Here is a 15,761-nt window from a genome sequence, read left to right on the forward strand (position 1 = left end):
CGCCATGGGCACTGCTTTCTTCGACGCGACAGACAGACCAGAGACGCGACCGCCGGATGGCGATGCCGTTTTGCCCCGCGGTGACGCGGCGAATGCCGGGCTGCGCAGGGCGGCGATGCTGCAGTCGCTGGCCGCCGCCATCTGGATCCCGCAGGCCGGTTTGCTCGCCCTCTCAGTCGGCCGCATTGCCGATGGCGGCGGATTGCACGACGTTCTTTGGCAGGCTCTCGGTATCCTCGCCCTCGGATTGGCAAGAAGCGGTCTCGACGCGGCCGGCGGCCGCCTCGCCTTTCGTGCCGCGCGCGCCGAGCTCAGCCGCAGGCGGCAGGTCGCGGCTTCTGCCCTTTCCCTGTCGTCGCCGATCGATCGTGGCCGGCCGGCCTCCGGCAAAGCCGCGAGCGTCATCGGCGAGCAGGCCGAACTCATCGTGCCCTATCTCGCCCGTTTCCAGCCGGCGCGGGTGAAGGCGAGCCTCGTGCCGCTGATCATCCTTGCGGCGATCCTTCCCATCTCCTGGGTCGCCGCGCTGGTGCTGCTGTTTGCCGCGCCGCTGATCCCCATCTTCATGGCGTTGATCGGCTGGCGCGCCCAGGCGGCCAGCGAAAAACAGCTTGTTGCCACCGGCGGCCTCAACGGCTTCCTGCTCGATCGGCTGCGCGGACTGGCGACGATCCGCGCGCTCGACGCGGTGGAGGCCACCGCGCTCAGGCTTCGCCGCGAGGCGGAATCGCTGCGTGCGCGCACCATGGCGGTGCTGAAGATTGCCTTTCTCTCCTCGGCCGTGCTCGAACTTTTCGCCGCGCTCGGCGTGGCGATGATCGCCGTCTATGTCGGTTTCAGCCTGCTCGGCGAGATCCGCTTCGGCACCTGGGCAGGCCGGCTCGACCTGACCGAGGGACTGTTCATCCTGCTGCTGGCGCCGGCCTTCTTCGAGCCATTGCGCGAGCTTTCGGCCGTCTGGCACGATCGGGCGGCCGGCGAAGCGGCGATGAAAGCGCTGGATGCTCTGGCTGCAGGCGACGGCCTGTCCATTCGAGGAACGGCCGAAATCGCACCAGCGGTCCTTGCCGCCGCCGAAGCGCCGGCCATCCGCCTTGAAAATCTCGTCTTCCGCTACGGCGCCGACGAACCGTTGATCCACGACGGTTTCAATCTCGATATCGCTGCCGGGGAACATCTGGCGTTTCTTGGTGTCAGCGGTTCCGGCAAATCGACGCTTCTGTCGCTGATGGCGGGGCTGGCGCCCTCTACCGGCGGCCGTATCGTCATTGGCGGCGTCGAGCTTGCGGATGATACTGCCGCCAACCTACGGGACGGCATGGCGTGGATCGGCCAGAAGCCGCACATCTTTACCGGCACTGTAACGGGGAATATCGCGCTTGGCAGACCCGGCGTGCTGCGCGGCGATGTGGCCTACGCCCTCGATGCCGGGAGAGTCGGAAAGGTGGCTGATGCCTATGGCGGCCGGCCCCTCGGCGAAGGCGGTATCGGGCTTTCCGGCGGCGAGGCGTTGCGGCTGGCAATCGCGCGGGCGGCCTGCAATCCGCATCTGAGGATCATCCTCGCTGACGAGCCGACCGCACATCTCGATGCCGCCACTGCCGCTGAGGTTACAGAGAGCCTGCTTTCGCTCGCGAGGGCGCGCACGTTGATCGTGGCGACCCATGATCCACTTCTGGCCGCGCGCATGCATCGCAGCATCCGCATCGACGCCGATATCATGATCCGGGAGGCCGCCGAATGAGCACGTTTGCTGCAGACCTCAAGCCGATCCTGCGGCTCTTCCTTGCCGAGCGCCGACGCGCGCTGCTCTTCGGCGCAGCGCTTTCGGCGGCGACGGTGACGGCGGGCATAGCGCTGCTCGGCATTTCCGGCTGGTTCATCACCGCCACCTCGCTTGCCGGGCTTTCGGCCGCTGCCGCCGTTACCTTCGACGTTTTTGCGCCGTCGGCCGGCATCCGGCTGCTCGCCATCGTCAGGACAGTGGCCCGTTACGGCGAAAGGCTTGCGACCCATGATGCGACGCTCGGCGTGCTCGCCGCTCTTCGCGAGAGACTGTTTCGCGGCTTTGCCGAACCGGCTGCTGCGCGCGCCCTCTCGCATCGTCCGGCAAGGCTGCTCTTCCGGTTGACCGCCGATATTGATGCGCTCGACTCTCTTTATCTCAGGATCCTCGTGCCGTCCGCGGTGGCGATCGGCGCTGCCCTTGCGGCAAGCCTCGTGCTGGGGCTCATGCATCCTCTGTTCGGCCTGTTATCCGGTCTCTTTCTCATTGGTGCCGGTCTCGGCCTGCCTTTGATCGCCGCCCGGGCGGCGCGCAAACATGCCCGCAGGCGTGCCCATGGCATCGAGGCGCTGCGCTCACGGACGATCGATCTCGTCGCCGGCCAGACCGATCTCCTGATGGCCGGTCGGCTTGCGGCGCAAAGGCAGGCAATAGCTGCGGCGGACCGCTACACCGCCGGCGCCGATAACCGATTGAACCGCGTCGAGACCGGCCTGATCTTCGGCTTCGGTCTGGTCTCCACCCTTCTGTTGACGGCATCACTGCTTGCCGTCGCCGCTCTTGCGGAGACCAAGGCGATCACCGCTCCCGTCGCAGCTCTCGGCCTGCTGGTCGCCTTCGCGGCGACCGAACCCTTCGCGGCACTGCGCCGTGGCGCGCTGGAACTTGGGCGGACACTGCTTGCGGCAAGGCGCGTGGCGCCGCGGCTTGCCGTTGCGGAGGCCTCCGAACCATTGGCGGCGCCACTTTCGGGATTTGCCTTTTCACTGGCCGATGTATCCGCCTTCCATGAAAATTCCGCCGTGCCGGCACTTCAGGGTATCGCACTCACGCTTCAGCAGGGCGAACGCCTCGCCGTCATCGGCAGCAGCGGCGCCGGCAAGTCGAGCCTGCTCGCTCTGCTTTCCGGCGAACTGCTGGCAAGAACGGGAACAGTCGCAGCGGTAACGGCAACCTTGCTGGCGCAACGGACGGAACTCTTCGAGGACAGTCTGCGCGGCAATCTCGCTCTTGCCAACCCGGATGCGAGCGAGGCCCATCTTCGAGACGCGCTCGCAGCTGCCGGCCTTCTTGCCGATGTCGAGGCCATGCCGCGCGGGATCGATACGCCGCTCGGCGAAGGCGGGCTCGGCCTTTCGGGCGGCCAGTCGCGCCGGCTGGCGCTTGCCCGCCTCTTCCTGCGCGACACGCCGCTCTGGCTGCTCGATGAACCCACAGAGGGTCTCGACGGCGCCACCGCCCGCGACGTGCTCGGTCGCCTGTCGGCAATGGCGGCCGGCCGCTCTTTGGTGATCGCCACGCATATCCGCCGCGAGGCTGCCATCGCGGACCGCATCGCCGTCATCGAAGGCGGCCGCATTTCAGAGATTTCGCGCCGCGGAGAGACGGCGTTCGAAAAGGCGCTCGACCGGCTTCGGCCGGACTGAGCGAGATCGCATGCCCTCAGGCGCCGGCCGGCGCTGGAGGAACGCTCCGTACCCCGTGGGACCGTGGGAGAAAGACAATGGAACTAGATATCGTAGCGCTTTCGCGCTTCCAATTCGCGCTGACGGCGCTGTACCACTTCCTGTTCGTACCGCTGACGCTCGGCCTGTCCGTGCTTCTGGCGATCATGGAAACGGTCTACGTCATGACCGGCCGCCAGATCTGGCGGCAGATGACGAAATTCTGGGGCACGCTGTTCGGCATTAATTTCGTGATCGGCGTCGCCACCGGCATCGTCATGGAATTCCAGTTCGGCATGAACTGGAGCTATTACAGCTATTATGTCGGCGACATCTTCGGTGCGCCGCTGGCGATCGAAGGCCTGATGGCCTTCTTCCTGGAGGCGACCTTCGTCGGTCTGTTCTTCTTCGGCTGGGACAAGCTGTCGAAGGTGGGCCATCTTGTCGCCACCTGGGCGGTGGCGCTGGGCTCGAATTTCTCAGCCCTCTGGATCCTCATCGCTAATGGCTGGATGCAGAACCCTGTCGGATCTGCGCTCAATCCGCAGACGATGCGCATGGAGATTACGAGCTTCTTCGACGTGGTCTTCAATCCGGTCGCCCAGGCGAAATTCGTCCACACCGTCTCGGCCGGTTATGTCTGCGCCTCGATCTTCGTGCTCGGCGTTTCGGCCTGGTATCTGCTGAAGGGCCGGCATATCGAGCTTGCCAAGCGCTCGATGACCGTCGCCGCCTCCTTTGGCCTCGCCTCGGCGCTCTCGGTGGTCGTGCTCGGCGATGAGAGCGGTTATCTCGCCACCGAAAACCAGAAGATGAAGCTCGCTGCGATCGAGGGCATGTGGAAGACCGAGCCGGCGCCGGCCGCCTTCACCGCCTTCGGATTCCCGGATCAGGAGGCGCGCGAGACGCATTTCGCCGTGCATATCCCCTGGGTCATGGGCCTGATCGGCACGCGGTCGCTGACGACAGAGATCCCCGGCATCGATAAGCTCGAACAGCAGGCCGAAACCCGCATCCGCGACGGCATCAAGGCCTATCACGCGCTGATGCAGATCCGTGCAGCACCCGCGCAGGATCAGGTGGCGCAGGAAGTTCGCAGCTCTTTCGAGGATCTCGGCCATGATCTCGGTTATGCCCTTCTTCTGAAGCGCTATGTCGACGATCCCCGCCAGGCGACCGACGCGCAGATCGTCCAGGCTGCGCGCGATACTATCCCGCATGTGCCGACGCTCTTCTGGTCCTTCCGCATTATGGTCGGCCTCGGCATCTTCTTCATCCTGCTGACATCAACCTTCTTCTGGCTGTCGGCGCGCCGGCATCTCGACAAATATCCGCTGCTGCTGAGGCTTGCGGTGCTGGCGATCCCCCTGCCCTGGGTCGCGATCGAGCTTGGCTGGGTCGTTGCCGAGTTCGGCCGCCAGCCCTGGGTGATCGAAGGCGTGCTGCCGACCGCGGCAGCCGTTTCCAGCCTCGGCGCCGGCACCGTGCGTTTGACGATCATCGGTTTTGCCGCGCTCTACACGGTGCTGATCGTCATCGAGATGGGCCTGATGATCAAGGCGATCCGCCAGGGCCCTGAACCGGACGACGAGCCGGAAGCGGTGCTGATTTCCGAAACCCTCGTCCCGGCCGCGGAGTGACCTGTCATGATCCTTCACGAACTCATCGACTATGAAACCCTGCGCATCATCTGGTGGCTGCTGCTCGGCATAGTGCTGATCGCCTTTGCGGCGACAGGCGGCTTCGATCTCGGCGTCGGCACGCTTCTGCCCTTCGTCGCCAGGACCGATACGGAACGGCGCGTGGTGATCAACACGATCGGTGCCACCTGGGAAGGCAACCAGGTCTGGCTGATCCTCGGCGGCGGCGCCATCTTCGCCGCCTGGCCGCCGCTCTATGCGGTCTCCTTCTCGGGCTTTTATCTTGCGATGTTTGCGATCCTCTTCGCGCTCATCCTGCGCCCGGTCGGCTTCAAATACCGGTCGAAGCGAGAAAGCGCCAATTGGCGCAACGGCTGGGACTGGGCGCTCTTTATCGGCGGTTTCGTGCCGTCGCTGATCTTCGGCGTCGCCGTCGGCAATGTGCTGCAGGGCGTGCCCTTCCGCTTTGCCGACGATATGCGGATCTTCTATGAAGGCTCGTTCTTTGCCCTGCTCAACCCCTTTGCACTGCTTTGCGGCCTGCTCTCCGTCGCCATGTTGACGATGCATGGTGCGGCCTGGCTGGTGCTGAAGGCGAGCGGTCCGGTTGCGGAGCGGGCCAGAAGCTACGGCAGCATCGCTGCCCTGGCCGCCATCCTGCTGTTTGCCCTCGGCGGCGTCTTCCTGTGGATCAACGTCGGCGGCTACCGCATCACCAGCGATATCAGCCCGATCGGACCTTCCAATCCGCTGTTGAAAACGGTGGTGATCGAAAAGAGCGCCTGGCTTGCCAACTACACCGCCCATTCGTGGATGATCGCAGCACCGGTCCTCGGCTTTGCCGGGGCGGCACTGGCTTTCATTGCCATGCGGGCAAGGCGCGAGGTGATGACGCTGCTCTTCAGCACGGTCTCCGTCCTCGGCATCATCTCGACGGTCGGCCTGTCGATGTTCCCGTTCATCCTGCCCTCCTCGCTCGATCCACGATCGAGCCTGACGGTCTGGGATGCATCCTCCAGCCATATGACGCTGTTCATCATGCTGGTGGTGTCGGCGATCTTCCTGCCGATCATCTTTGCCTACACGGCCTGGGTCTACAAGGTTCTGTGGGGCAAGGTCGACGAGAAATCCATCACCGACAAGAACAGCCACGCATACTGAGGGAGACGAAACAATGTGGTATTTCGCATGGATCCTCGGCCTGCCGCTGGCAGCCGCCTTCGCCGTCCTCAATGCCATGTGGTACGAGCTGATGGATGACGCAGCCAGGAAGAAGGCGTCCGAGACGCGTAAGTAGAAAGGGGCTCCGTGGGCATTTCTACAATACCCGCTAAGGGAATTGAAGTTGTTTGGATTGAAGCGGTTCGCACGGACTTGGCTTTAAACGTTCGAGGGGTCGGCCATTTCGTTCCAGAGATAGTCGCCGGTGTGCGTGATATGGGCTCATGGGAGCAGTGCGACCGGCAAAACCATACTCTGGCCTCGGACGTAATCGACAGCGCGGCTACGCAAGTGCACGAAGGTTGCGGGGCTAGGCGGCGCCGCCCGGCAGGTGCCTCCGTAACCACACGATTGCGGCCGGAGGTCTTAAGGAGGCAGAGCGCCCTGTCCGTCCGCTGCCCACAACCTCCAAAATATGATAGCCCGCGGCACCCGGAAAAGGGGATCTGTGCTCTCAAACCAACATCGACTGCTGGGCGGAGATACCTGCCGTCGCGCCTTGCGATATTGCCGTGGTGACCGAGTTCATGGCTGGGTTTGCGAGATCGCCGGCGGCGTAGATGCCCGGCATGCTGGTTTCGCGGCGCTCGTCGACCTTGAGGGCGATGCCGAAGGGCGTATTGACCGTGGCGAGGCCCAGTGATTCATGCAGGCTTGCGGACGGCTTGTTGCGCGGATGCGCGAACAGGATATCGACCCCGGCATTGCGGCCGCTCTCGAGATTAACGGTGGTGATATGGCCCCCGTGATGCGCGATTTCGGCGATCCGGCCATCAACGACAGGTATGTTGCGGCGCGCCAGATCGGCGCGGATATCGGGTGCAATGTCGTGACCATCGGCGAAGACCGTCAACGTGTCGGTCCAATCCTGGTATAGCCTGACATAATTGTGCGACGGCGGACCGGACCAGACGAGGCCCCAATGCTGGTCGGCGACTTCAAAGCCATCGCAATAGGGGCAGGGCACGATGGACGTGCCCCAGCTTTCGGCAAAACCGGGAACATCAGGCATCTGGTCGGCAACGCCGTAGCTCAGGATCAGGCGGCGCGCTCCAAGATTTTCGCCATCGCCAGTGAGGACGGAGAAGTCGTCGATGGCGCCGGAGATGCTCTCGGCTCGGGCATTGACCAGCTTGACCGTAGGATAACGCGCCAACTGCTGCCGCGCCTCGGCCAGGATGTCCAGCGGCGGCTTGTGATCGTGGCCGAGCAGACCATGCGAGTGGCCGGCGAAACGATTGCGCGGCAGGCCGGTATCGAGAATGGTGGCCTTGCGGCGGGCACGGCCGAGCTGCAGGGCAGCGGCGAGACCGGCAAAGCTGCCGCCGATGATGATGACGTCATCCATGGTGATAAGCTCCGTGCTGTTGAGAGAGTGTGATTGGCTGAGCCTTGGCGCGTCTCGTCCACCGATATGCATCGATATGGCCAAGCGGCTTAGAGAAACTCGATCTGGGGGACAGGATAAAATCCGCTCTTTGGCTTGCATATTTCTGATACTGCATGGTATCGTAAACATGAATAACGATACTGTCAAGGATCTTAATAATCGTGACCGAAAATAGTCGAGGCCGGCGCGGCAGGCCAGCCAACGAGGCGCTTGGCCAAACGATAGTCGATGCAGCATACGAACTCTTTGTTGAATTGGGTTTTCAAGCGACGACCTTGGACAAGGTCACCCAGCGCGCGAAGATATCCAAGCTCAGCATCTATCGGCACTTCGAGAGCAAGGAGGCGCTGTTCAGCGCGGCCGTCGCCGCCCGCTGCCATCAGTTTGCACCACAAGCCCTTTTTGAAGGCGTCGACGGTTCGGCCGAAGATCAACTCATGGCGGTGGGATCATCCCTGCTTCGCACGCTGTTGAGCTCGGACGTCCGCAGTGTCGAAGCCATGGTCATGGCCGACAAGACGAATCAAAAGTCGTTGAGCAAGCTCTATTACGAAGCCGGCCCCGCCCATGTCATCGCCCAAATCGAGGCCCTGTTGCGTCAGTTGCACGCGAAGGCGGTTCTGAACGTGCCCGATCCTCTTCAGTCCGCCCGCTTGTTTGGCGCGCTTATCAAAGGATCCGATCTCCTGATTATTGCGCGCTTCGATCAGGCAAGAGCAGAGGACGACAACGAAATCGAATCCTATTGCCGGTCGGCCGTCGCCATGTTCATCGCCGCGCACCGTGGCAGCGACCACGCGGGCGGATAGCCTAGTCAAGAATGGATCGGAACAAGGATATGGCATGGCAGAGGAAAATGTTTATCAGGTAGCTGACTGGAATGGCCAAAGCGGGGAGCGCTGGGTCGCTTACCAGGCCCGGCTCGATGCCATGATGGCGGTGTTCGGCCAGGCCGCGATCGAAGCCGCCGCGCCCGCCACGGGTGAGCGCGTGCTGGACGTCGGCTGCGGCGCGGGGGCGTCTAGCCTGGATTTGGCCGCCCGCGTCGGCGCCGGGGGCCAAGTGCTGGGCGTAGACATATCCGAGCCGCTGATCGGCAGAGCGCGCGTATTAGCTCCGCAGGATACGCCGGTCTTGTTCCAGGTGGCCGACGCCAGCAGCACCGAGTTGCCCGAGGGCGCGTTCGACATCCTGTTCTCGCGCTTCGGAGTGATGTTCTTTGACGATCCGACAGCGGCATTCGCTCATATGCGCCGTGCGCTCAAGCCGGGCGCGCGGGTCGCTTTCGTCTGCTGGCGCGGCATGGCCGAGAACGATTGGGTGCGCTTGCCGATGGGCGCGATCAAGGGCATCGTCCCGCCGACCGCGCCGCCTGATTCCGAAGCGCCCGGCCCATTCTCGCTTGGCGATCCGGGGCGCGTGGCGCGTATCCTGACGGCGGCCGGCTTCATCGATATTGCTATCGCGCCATTCGATGCCTCCATCCCGTTCGGCGAGGGGGGGACGCGGGACGCGGCGATCGACGACGCGGTGGAGATGACACTCGAGGTCGGCCCGCTGTCGCGCGCTCTCGCTGGTCAACCCGACGGCATCCGGGCCCGCGCCTCGGCCGCGGTTCGTGCCGCCTTCGCGGGCTGCCCCGGTGAGCGGTCGGTGATGATCGACGCCGCGGCGTGGATCGTCACCGCGCGCAATCCGGCAAGCTGACCAGGATTAACAGGGATATACGCCCCGTCTCGATGGCTCGGCGTCGGCCGTGACGCGATCGAAAAAGGGCGCGGCTCGAACCGCGCCCTTTTTATTGGGTCAGCCTTCCAGCCATTTCACCTGATCGGGTGTCAGTCGGATGTCGAGCGCCGAAAGACTGTCTTCCAACTCGGCGACTGTACGCGGTCCGATCAGCGGAATGACCGGGAAAGGCTGGGCGATCACATAGGCGAGCGCGATGTGGATCGGATTGCGGCCGAGCTTGTTGGCGAGCTCGATGGCGCGGTCGCGGCGTCCGAAATTGCGCTCGGAATACCAGACCCGCACGATCTCCTCGTCGTCCCGCTTGTCGCGGCCGGCGCGGTCGGTGAAGAAGCCGCGGCCCTGGCTCGACCAAGCAAAGTTCGGGATCTGCTTCTCGTTCAGCCACGTCTTCCAATCGTCGTCAGAGGCGGCGACGCAGCCGGCCCAAATCGGATCCAGCATCTCGGCAAGCGAGAAGTTGTTGGAGAGTGCTGCCGGCGCTGCCTTGCCGGTCTTTTCGGCATAGGCGATCGCCTCGTCGAAACGCGCCCGCGTCCAGTTCGATCCGCCGAAGATGCCGCGGATGCGGCCGCGCTTGACCTCGGCATCCATGGCATCGACGAACTCGCCGACGGGCACGTCTGTATTGTCGCGATGCATGAAATAGATGTCGACATAATCGGTCTTCAGCCGGGCGAGAGACTGGTCGAGCTGCTTGGCGATCATGTCGGGATAGCAGAGCGGCGAATGCGCGCCCTTGCCGATCAGCACGATCTCCTCGCGCGGCACTTTTCGGCTCGTGTGCCAGTCGCCGAAGATCGCTTCCGTCTTGCCGGCGCCATAGACATAGGCCGTGTCGAAGGCATTGCCGCCGGCCTCGTAGAAGGCGTCGAGCGTCAGCGAGGCGGCGGCAAAGTTCGGGAAGAATTCGAAGCCGAGCGTCACCACCGAGGCCGGCTTGGAAATGCCGGGTATCTCACGCCGCGGAATGCTGCTGCCGTGCGTGACCGTGCCGCCGGCAATGTTGGTCGTGCGCTTTGCCGCTTTCTCGACGCCGTATTCCAGGCCGACCGAGGCGCGCCACTGGTCGAGCACGCGCAGGTTGGCGATCGAATCCGCCCAGCTCATGCCGGGAGAGCTGAACTCGGTTTTGCCGGCGCGGATGGCATCGCCCGCCGCGTCCGCCTCGAAGGAATAGAGCCAGCGATCTTCCTTGACCTCGACCGTCTCCTGTTTGCCGCCCTTGAAGATTTCGATCTTGCCGACGCCGCCCTTATGGCCCGAGGCGAACCAGAAGTCGGCGACTTCGATCCGACCCTCGGAGCCGATGATGCGCAGCACATTGTCCTGTTGCGCCATGATCGAGCAGGAGACTTCGGCGATGATCTCGTTCGGGAATTTGAGCACGGCGGAGGCCCATTCATCGACGCCACTCTCACCGAGATGGGCGACGCCCGAAACCTTCTCCGGGTCGAGGAAGGCCTTGCCGTCCGCGGCGCCGGCGATCAGCCTTGCCATCGAGACCGGGTAGCCGCCGACATCGAGAATGCCGCCGCCGGCGGTATCATTGGCGAACAGCCTGTGCTCCGGCCTGTAGCTGCCCATATTGAAGCCGAAGCTCGAGCGGATGATGCGGACGGTGCCGATGACGCCACTCTTGATGAGTTCGACCAGTTTTTCCGTCTGCGGATGCACGCGGTACATGAAGGCTTCGCCGGCAAAGACGCCGGCCTTCTTGGCCTCGTAATAAACGGCTTCGGCATCATAGGCCGAAAGCGCGATCGGCTTTTCCACAAGGATATGCTTGCCGGCGCGCGCGGCCTTGATCGCCCATTCGGCATGGCCGGTATGAGGCACGGAGATATAGACCGCATCGACCTCGGGGTCGGAAAGCAGCGCCTCGTAACCCTCGACGATGCGGGCGCCGGGGAAGTTTTCTGAAAGTCCCGGCTTGGAAGGATTGCGGGTAGCGATCGCCACCAGTTTGCCGGTGCGCGAATGGGCGACGCCGTCTGCAAAGGTGCGGGCGATGGTGCCGGGGCCGATGATGCCCCAGCGGATCGGTTGATCGGAAGTCATGGAAACCTCTTTCGTCTTTCTGCCTTGGGATTTGTGGTTTAGCGAAGCCGTTTGCCGGCGCCGTCGAAAAGGAATGTGTGGCTGGCGGGAAGGCCGACGGTCAGCGTCTCGCGGTTGCCGGCGGTGCGCGATTCCGGACGCTCGATGATCAGCTGCTCGCCGCCGATGGCGGCATAGATGTAGCTGGTGTTGCCGAGATGCTCGGCGACGTCGATGGCGACGGTGAGATCGGCATCGCCCATGCCGGCATCGACGAAATGTTCGGGACGAATGCCGAGCGTTACCTTCGTGCCAGCTTCGATGGGTTCGGTGACGGGCAGCGGCAGGCGCATATTGGCATCGCTTTCGAGCGCGATCACCACCCTGCCCGGCTGCGTCTCGACCACCATGGCTTTGAGGAAATTCATCTTCGGCGAGCCGACGAAACCGGCGACGAACTGGTTGGCGGGATCGTCGTAAAGGTCGAGCGGCGCACCGATCTGCTCGATATTGCCGGCGCGCAGCACGACGATCCTGTCGGCAAGCGTCATTGCTTCGGTCTGGTCGTGGGTGACATAGATCATCGTCGTGCCGAGCTGCTTGTGCAGCCTGGAGATTTCGACGCGCATCTGCACGCGCAGTTCCGCATCGAGGTTCGACAAAGGCTCGTCGAACAGGAAGACCTCGGGTTCGCGGACGATGGCGCGGCCGATTGCGACGCGCTGCCGCTGACCGCCGGAAAGCTGCTTCGGCCGCCGCTTCATCAGCTCGGTGATCTGCAGGATCTCGGCGACATGGCGCACGCGCCGCTCGGTATCGGCCTTCGGATTGCCGTTCATCCGCAGGCCGAAGCTCAAATTTTCCTCGACGGTCAGATGCGGATAGAGCGCATAGGACTGGAAGACCATGGCAATGCCGCGATCGGCAGGCTCGACGTCGTTGACGACCCTGCCGCCGATCCGAAGCTCGCCTGAGGTGATGTCCTCGAGGCCGGCGATCATCCTGAGCAGCGTGGACTTGCCGCAGCCGGAAGGGCCGACGAAGACGACGAATTCGCCGTCCTTCACCTCCAGATCGGCGCCATGGATGATCTCGAAGCCGCCGAAGCGCTTGACGATATTGCTGAGTGAAAGCTCTGCCATGCGGCCTCCTGATTACTTGATTGCGCCGGCGGCGATGCCGGCGATGAAATGGCGCTGGAGAGCCACGAAGACGACGAGGATCGGCGCCGTCAGCAGCACCGCGCCGGCCATGATGCCGCCCCAGGACACCTTGGTGAGGCCGATCAGCGTTCCCAATGCCACCGGCGCGGTCATCATTCCCGGTTTGGAGTTGATGAGCAGCGGCCAGAGATAGTTGTTCCAAGAGGCGAGGAAGAGGATGATCGCCAATGCCGCCATGGTCGGGCGCGCCAGCGGCAAAGCGATGCGCAGGAAGATCTGCCACTCCTTGACGCCTTCGACACGGGCCGCATCGAAAAGCTCGCCCGGCATCATCGAAAAGGATTGCCGCATGAACAGCACGCCGAGCGAATTGAACAGCGGCGGCACGATCAGCGCCACCCATGTGTTCGCCAGCCGGAACTCGCGGGCCACCATGATGAATTGCGGGATGACGACCACGGAGAAGGGCAGCGTGATCGTGCCGAGGATGATGGCGATGACGATGGAGCGGCCGACGAAACGGTAACGCGCCAGCGCCCAGCCCGCCATCGAGGTCAGCATCACCGACAGGAAAGTATAAATGATCGCGACGCCGACGGAGATCGTCATCGCGCCGATGAAATCGGTGTCGGCCTGCAGGTTCTTGAAATTCGCGATGAAGTTTGTGGACGGCCAGAGCACGATGTCGGGGCTGAAAATGCCGTTGTCGGGCATCGTCGAGAAGACGAACATCATCCAGAGCGGAAACAGCCAGATCAGCGCCAGCGGCGCCAGTGCGGCGTGCAGTACGATCTGGCGCATGAGTAGGGATCGCGACCTGGATTTCATTTCGGATCCCTCCCGACCCAGAGATTGAGAAGCGAGATCACCACGGCAAGGGAAGCCATCGTGTAGGCGATCGCCGAGGCATAGCCGAAGTTCAGCGAGGTGAAGCCCTGGCGGTAAAGCAGCAGGCCGAGCGTCTCGGTACCGCCGCCGGGGCCGCCGCGATTGGTAATGAGGAAGGGCTCGGTGAAGAGCTGCATGGTGCCGATCACCGAGAGCACCACACAGAAGAGGATGATCGGTTTCAGGAGCGGCAGGGTGATGTGAAAGAACTGCTGGACCTTGCTGACCCGGTCGAGTGTCGCAGCCTCGTAGACATCGTCCGGAATCGACTGCAGGCCGGCCAAGATGATGATGGCGTTATAGCCCGCCCAGCGCCAGGTGACGGCGAGGATGATCAGCGCCATGGCGGCATTGGCATTGTCGAACCAGGAAACCGGGCTGAGACCGACGGCGGAGATCAACTTGTTGATGATGCCGAAATCGAGGCTGAACATCAGCCGGAACACGGCGGCATAGGCGACCTCGCCGACGACGACGGGCGCAAAGAAGGCGAAACGGAAAAGCGGACGCGCTTTCAAGAGCGGCGAATTGAGCATAACGGCCATGACGGTCGCAAGCGCGATCATGACCGGGACCTGGATCACCAGGATGATCAGAGTGTTATAAAGAGCGTTGTAAAAGGCCGGATCGTAGAAGAGCCGGCCCCAATTGGCCTGGAAACTGTATTTCCACGGATTGATGCGGGTGTTCTGAAAGGAAATCAGGAACGAATTGATGATGGGCCAGACCCAGAAAGTGGCAAAGACCAGCAAATAAGGAGCAAGGAACGCATAGGCGCTCCGGGTTCTGAACGGCATCGAGCCTCCTCCTCACGAACGAATGACCGGCCGCCTTGCAAAGGCGGGAGAAAGCCGGGCGCCGAAGCGCCCGGCGTCGTCAGTCATTGCGCCACTGGAAGCCCGGTCGCCGAAGCGATCTGTTTGGCGGCATCGTCGAGGGCTGCCTTCGCGTCGGGATAACCGCCGGCGAAGAACTTCGTCTGTGTTGCCTTGAAGATGGCTTCGGCATCGCTCTGGAAAGCGGTGCCGCGGCTCGGCACGATCTTCGGCAGCGTCGCCAGGATATCGGCCCAGACCTTCTGGCCGCCCCAATAGGGCTGCGGTTCGCTGATAAAGGGGTCCTTCTCTGCCGAAAGCAGCGACGGCACCAGGCCGAATTCCTTCAGCATGGTGATCTGGCCCTCATTGGTGCCCAGCGCATAGTTGACGAATTTCCAGGCAGCTTCCTTGTTGGCCGAGGTCGCCGAAATGGCGAGCGACGAACCGCCGAGATTGGCCGCATGCGGGCCGTCGGCCGTCAGGCTCGGCATCCGGTAGACGCCCCACTTGCCCTTGAGATCGGGAGAAGTCGAACGCACGGTGCCCTCATACCAGCCGCCATACAGCTGGCTCGCAGCCTTGCCGGCGGTATTTGCCTGGATCTTTTCGTCCCAGTTTGCGGCCGTCAGCGTGCCGGCGTCCTTCATTTCCTTCACCTTTTGCAGCGAGGCGACGCAGGCCGGCTGGTTGATGGTGATATTCTGGCCGTCGGTCGAATAATAGCCGCAGCCCTGTTCGTTGGCGATCATGCGAAACCATTCGCTGTCGCCGTTGAAATCGGCCTGGGCCATGACGACGCCGGGATTGGCGGCGGAAATCTTCTTGCCGGCGGCGATGAAATCGTCCCAGGTGCTGATCGTGCTCGGATCGACACCGGCCTTTTCGTACATGTCGCGGCGGTAAAAGACGGCGACAGGACCGGAATCCCACGGCATGGCGTAGGCGACATCGCCAACCTCAAGCTCGGTGCGCTTGAAGTCAGGGAATTTCGCCTGGATCTCGGGCGTGTAGCCGAGCTCCTTCAGATTGGCAAAGCAATCCGGGAAACGGCTCCAGAAGATTTCAGCCTCGAAATTCTCGATGCTGACAATATCCGGCAAGCCGTCGCCGCCGGCGGCGCAGGCAGCCAGCGTCTTGTCGAAGACCTGGCTGTTGCCGAGGTCTTCGACGGTGATCTTGATATCGGGGAACTGTTTGTTGAAGCCCGGAAGCGTGGACTTCAATGCCGACGCGGCGACATTCCAGCTCCAGATGGTCAGATTGGCCGACTCAGCGAATGCAGAGCCGGAAGCAAGCAGTGCGACAGCGGCGGTCGCAGCGAGAAGTTTGAAGCGCATTGAAAATCCTCCCTTTTCAATTGCCGATCTTTCACGAACCCGGTTAAACTAACTGTCAGGGAGCG

13 protein-coding genes are annotated in these 15,761 nt (G+C 63.0%); 7 read left to right on the forward strand and 6 right to left on the reverse strand.

What is annotated here, in order from left to right; all coding sequences use genetic code 11:
* Nucleotides 1–4 precede the first annotated feature (4 nt).
* The 5 genes from cydD (at nt 5) to cydX (ending at nt 6,387) form a co-directional block, all read left to right on the forward strand.
* The gene (gene cydD, locus CO657_RS33540) at nt 5–1,744 is read left to right on the forward strand and encodes a thiol reductant ABC exporter subunit CydD (protein WP_054184257.1); all 1,740 of its coding nucleotides are present in this window, start codon (nt 5–7) and stop codon (nt 1,742–1,744) included.
* Nucleotides 1,741–3,432 carry an amino acid ABC transporter ATP-binding/permease protein gene (locus CO657_RS33545; protein WP_054184256.1) on the forward strand — a complete coding sequence of 564 codons (1,692 nt, stop codon included), beginning with the start codon at nt 1,741–1,743 and terminating at the stop codon, nt 3,430–3,432. The genes cydD and CO657_RS33545 overlap by 4 nt, the downstream gene beginning before the upstream one ends.
* Before the next feature lie 77 nt (nt 3,433–3,509).
* Complete coding sequence (locus tag CO657_RS33550; RefSeq protein ID WP_054184255.1) at nt 3,510–5,090, forward strand: cytochrome ubiquinol oxidase subunit I; 1,581 nt, start codon at nt 3,510–3,512, stop codon at nt 5,088–5,090.
* A gap of 6 nt (nt 5,091–5,096) precedes the next feature.
* Nucleotides 5,097–6,251 carry a cytochrome d ubiquinol oxidase subunit II gene (cydB, locus tag CO657_RS33555; RefSeq protein WP_054184254.1) on the forward strand — a complete coding sequence of 385 codons (1,155 nt, stop codon included), beginning with the start codon at nt 5,097–5,099 and terminating at the stop codon, nt 6,249–6,251.
* 13 nt (nt 6,252–6,264) lie between these two features.
* Complete coding sequence (cydX, locus tag CO657_RS33560; RefSeq protein ID WP_003595707.1) at nt 6,265–6,387, forward strand: cytochrome bd-I oxidase subunit CydX; 123 nt, start codon at nt 6,265–6,267, stop codon at nt 6,385–6,387.
* 378 nt (nt 6,388–6,765) lie between these two features.
* Here cydX and CO657_RS33565 read toward each other — a convergent pair whose 3' ends face one another.
* Nucleotides 6,766–7,659 (reverse strand): NAD(P)/FAD-dependent oxidoreductase, encoded by an 894-nt coding sequence (locus CO657_RS33565; RefSeq protein ID WP_054184253.1) that lies wholly within the window; start codon nt 7,657–7,659, stop codon nt 6,766–6,768.
* Between the two features lie 203 nt (nt 7,660–7,862).
* Between CO657_RS33565 and CO657_RS33570 the strand changes: the two genes are divergently transcribed.
* Nucleotides 7,863–8,510 carry a TetR/AcrR family transcriptional regulator gene (locus tag CO657_RS33570; RefSeq protein ID WP_054184252.1) on the forward strand — a complete coding sequence of 216 codons (648 nt, stop codon included), beginning with the start codon at nt 7,863–7,865 and terminating at the stop codon, nt 8,508–8,510.
* A gap of 34 nt (nt 8,511–8,544) precedes the next feature.
* Nucleotides 8,545–9,408 (forward strand): class I SAM-dependent methyltransferase, encoded by an 864-nt coding sequence (locus tag CO657_RS33575; protein WP_054184251.1) that lies wholly within the window; start codon nt 8,545–8,547, stop codon nt 9,406–9,408.
* 99 nt (nt 9,409–9,507) lie between these two features.
* On the opposite strand, the gene CO657_RS33580 is transcribed toward CO657_RS33575, so the two are convergent.
* From CO657_RS33580 to CO657_RS33600, 5 genes are all read right to left on the reverse strand, one after another.
* Entirely contained in the window at nt 9,508–11,511 is a 2,004-nt protein-coding gene (locus tag CO657_RS33580) for an aldo/keto reductase (protein WP_054184250.1), read from the reverse strand.
* Between the two features lie 38 nt (nt 11,512–11,549).
* Nucleotides 11,550–12,632 (reverse strand): ABC transporter ATP-binding protein, encoded by a 1,083-nt coding sequence (locus CO657_RS33585; protein ID WP_054184249.1) that lies wholly within the window; start codon nt 12,630–12,632, stop codon nt 11,550–11,552.
* Between the two features lie 12 nt (nt 12,633–12,644).
* Nucleotides 12,645–13,481, reverse strand: coding sequence for a carbohydrate ABC transporter permease (locus tag CO657_RS33590; protein WP_003595713.1), 837 nt, complete (start codon nt 13,479–13,481; stop codon nt 12,645–12,647).
* The gene (locus CO657_RS33595; RefSeq protein ID WP_012560130.1) at nt 13,478–14,338 is read right to left on the reverse strand and encodes a carbohydrate ABC transporter permease; all 861 of its coding nucleotides are present in this window, start codon (nt 14,336–14,338) and stop codon (nt 13,478–13,480) included. Before CO657_RS33595 ends, CO657_RS33590 begins: the two co-directional genes overlap by 4 nt.
* Before the next feature lie 83 nt (nt 14,339–14,421).
* Nucleotides 14,422–15,696: an extracellular solute-binding protein gene (locus CO657_RS33600; RefSeq protein WP_012560129.1), complete on the reverse strand. Its 1,275-nt coding sequence runs from the start codon at nt 15,694–15,696 to the stop codon at nt 14,422–14,424.
* Nucleotides 15,697–15,761 lie beyond the last annotated feature (65 nt).

Origin of the sequence: Rhizobium acidisoli (assembly GCF_002531755.2) — a bacterium.
Lineage (GTDB): Bacteria > Pseudomonadota > Alphaproteobacteria > Rhizobiales > Rhizobiaceae > Rhizobium > Rhizobium acidisoli.

Bases quoted from the DNA above. Each gene is read 5' to 3' on its own strand.
- cydD (WP_054184257.1), top strand. From the start codon at position 5: ATGGGCACTGCTTTCTTCGACGCGACAGACAGACCAGAGACGCGACCG.
- CO657_RS33545 (WP_054184256.1), top strand. From the start codon at position 1,741: ATGAGCACGTTTGCTGCAGACCTCAAGCCGATCCTGCGGCTCTTCCTT.
- CO657_RS33550 (WP_054184255.1), top strand. From the start codon at position 3,510: ATGGAACTAGATATCGTAGCGCTTTCGCGCTTCCAATTCGCGCTGACG.
- cydB (WP_054184254.1), top strand. From the start codon at position 5,097: ATGATCCTTCACGAACTCATCGACTATGAAACCCTGCGCATCATCTGG.
- cydX (WP_003595707.1), top strand. From the start codon at position 6,265: ATGTGGTATTTCGCATGGATCCTCGGCCTGCCGCTGGCAGCCGCCTTC.
- CO657_RS33565 (WP_054184253.1), bottom strand. From the start codon at position 7,659: ATGGATGACGTCATCATCATCGGCGGCAGCTTTGCCGGTCTCGCCGCT.
- CO657_RS33575 (WP_054184251.1), top strand. From the start codon at position 8,545: ATGGCAGAGGAAAATGTTTATCAGGTAGCTGACTGGAATGGCCAAAGC.
- CO657_RS33580 (WP_054184250.1), bottom strand. From the start codon at position 11,511: ATGACTTCCGATCAACCGATCCGCTGGGGCATCATCGGCCCCGGCACC.
- CO657_RS33585 (WP_054184249.1), bottom strand. From the start codon at position 12,632: ATGGCAGAGCTTTCACTCAGCAATATCGTCAAGCGCTTCGGCGGCTTC.
- CO657_RS33590 (WP_003595713.1), bottom strand. From the start codon at position 13,481: ATGAAATCCAGGTCGCGATCCCTACTCATGCGCCAGATCGTACTGCAC.
- CO657_RS33595 (WP_012560130.1), bottom strand. From the start codon at position 14,338: ATGCCGTTCAGAACCCGGAGCGCCTATGCGTTCCTTGCTCCTTATTTG.
- CO657_RS33600 (WP_012560129.1), bottom strand. From the start codon at position 15,696: ATGCGCTTCAAACTTCTCGCTGCGACCGCCGCTGTCGCACTGCTTGCT.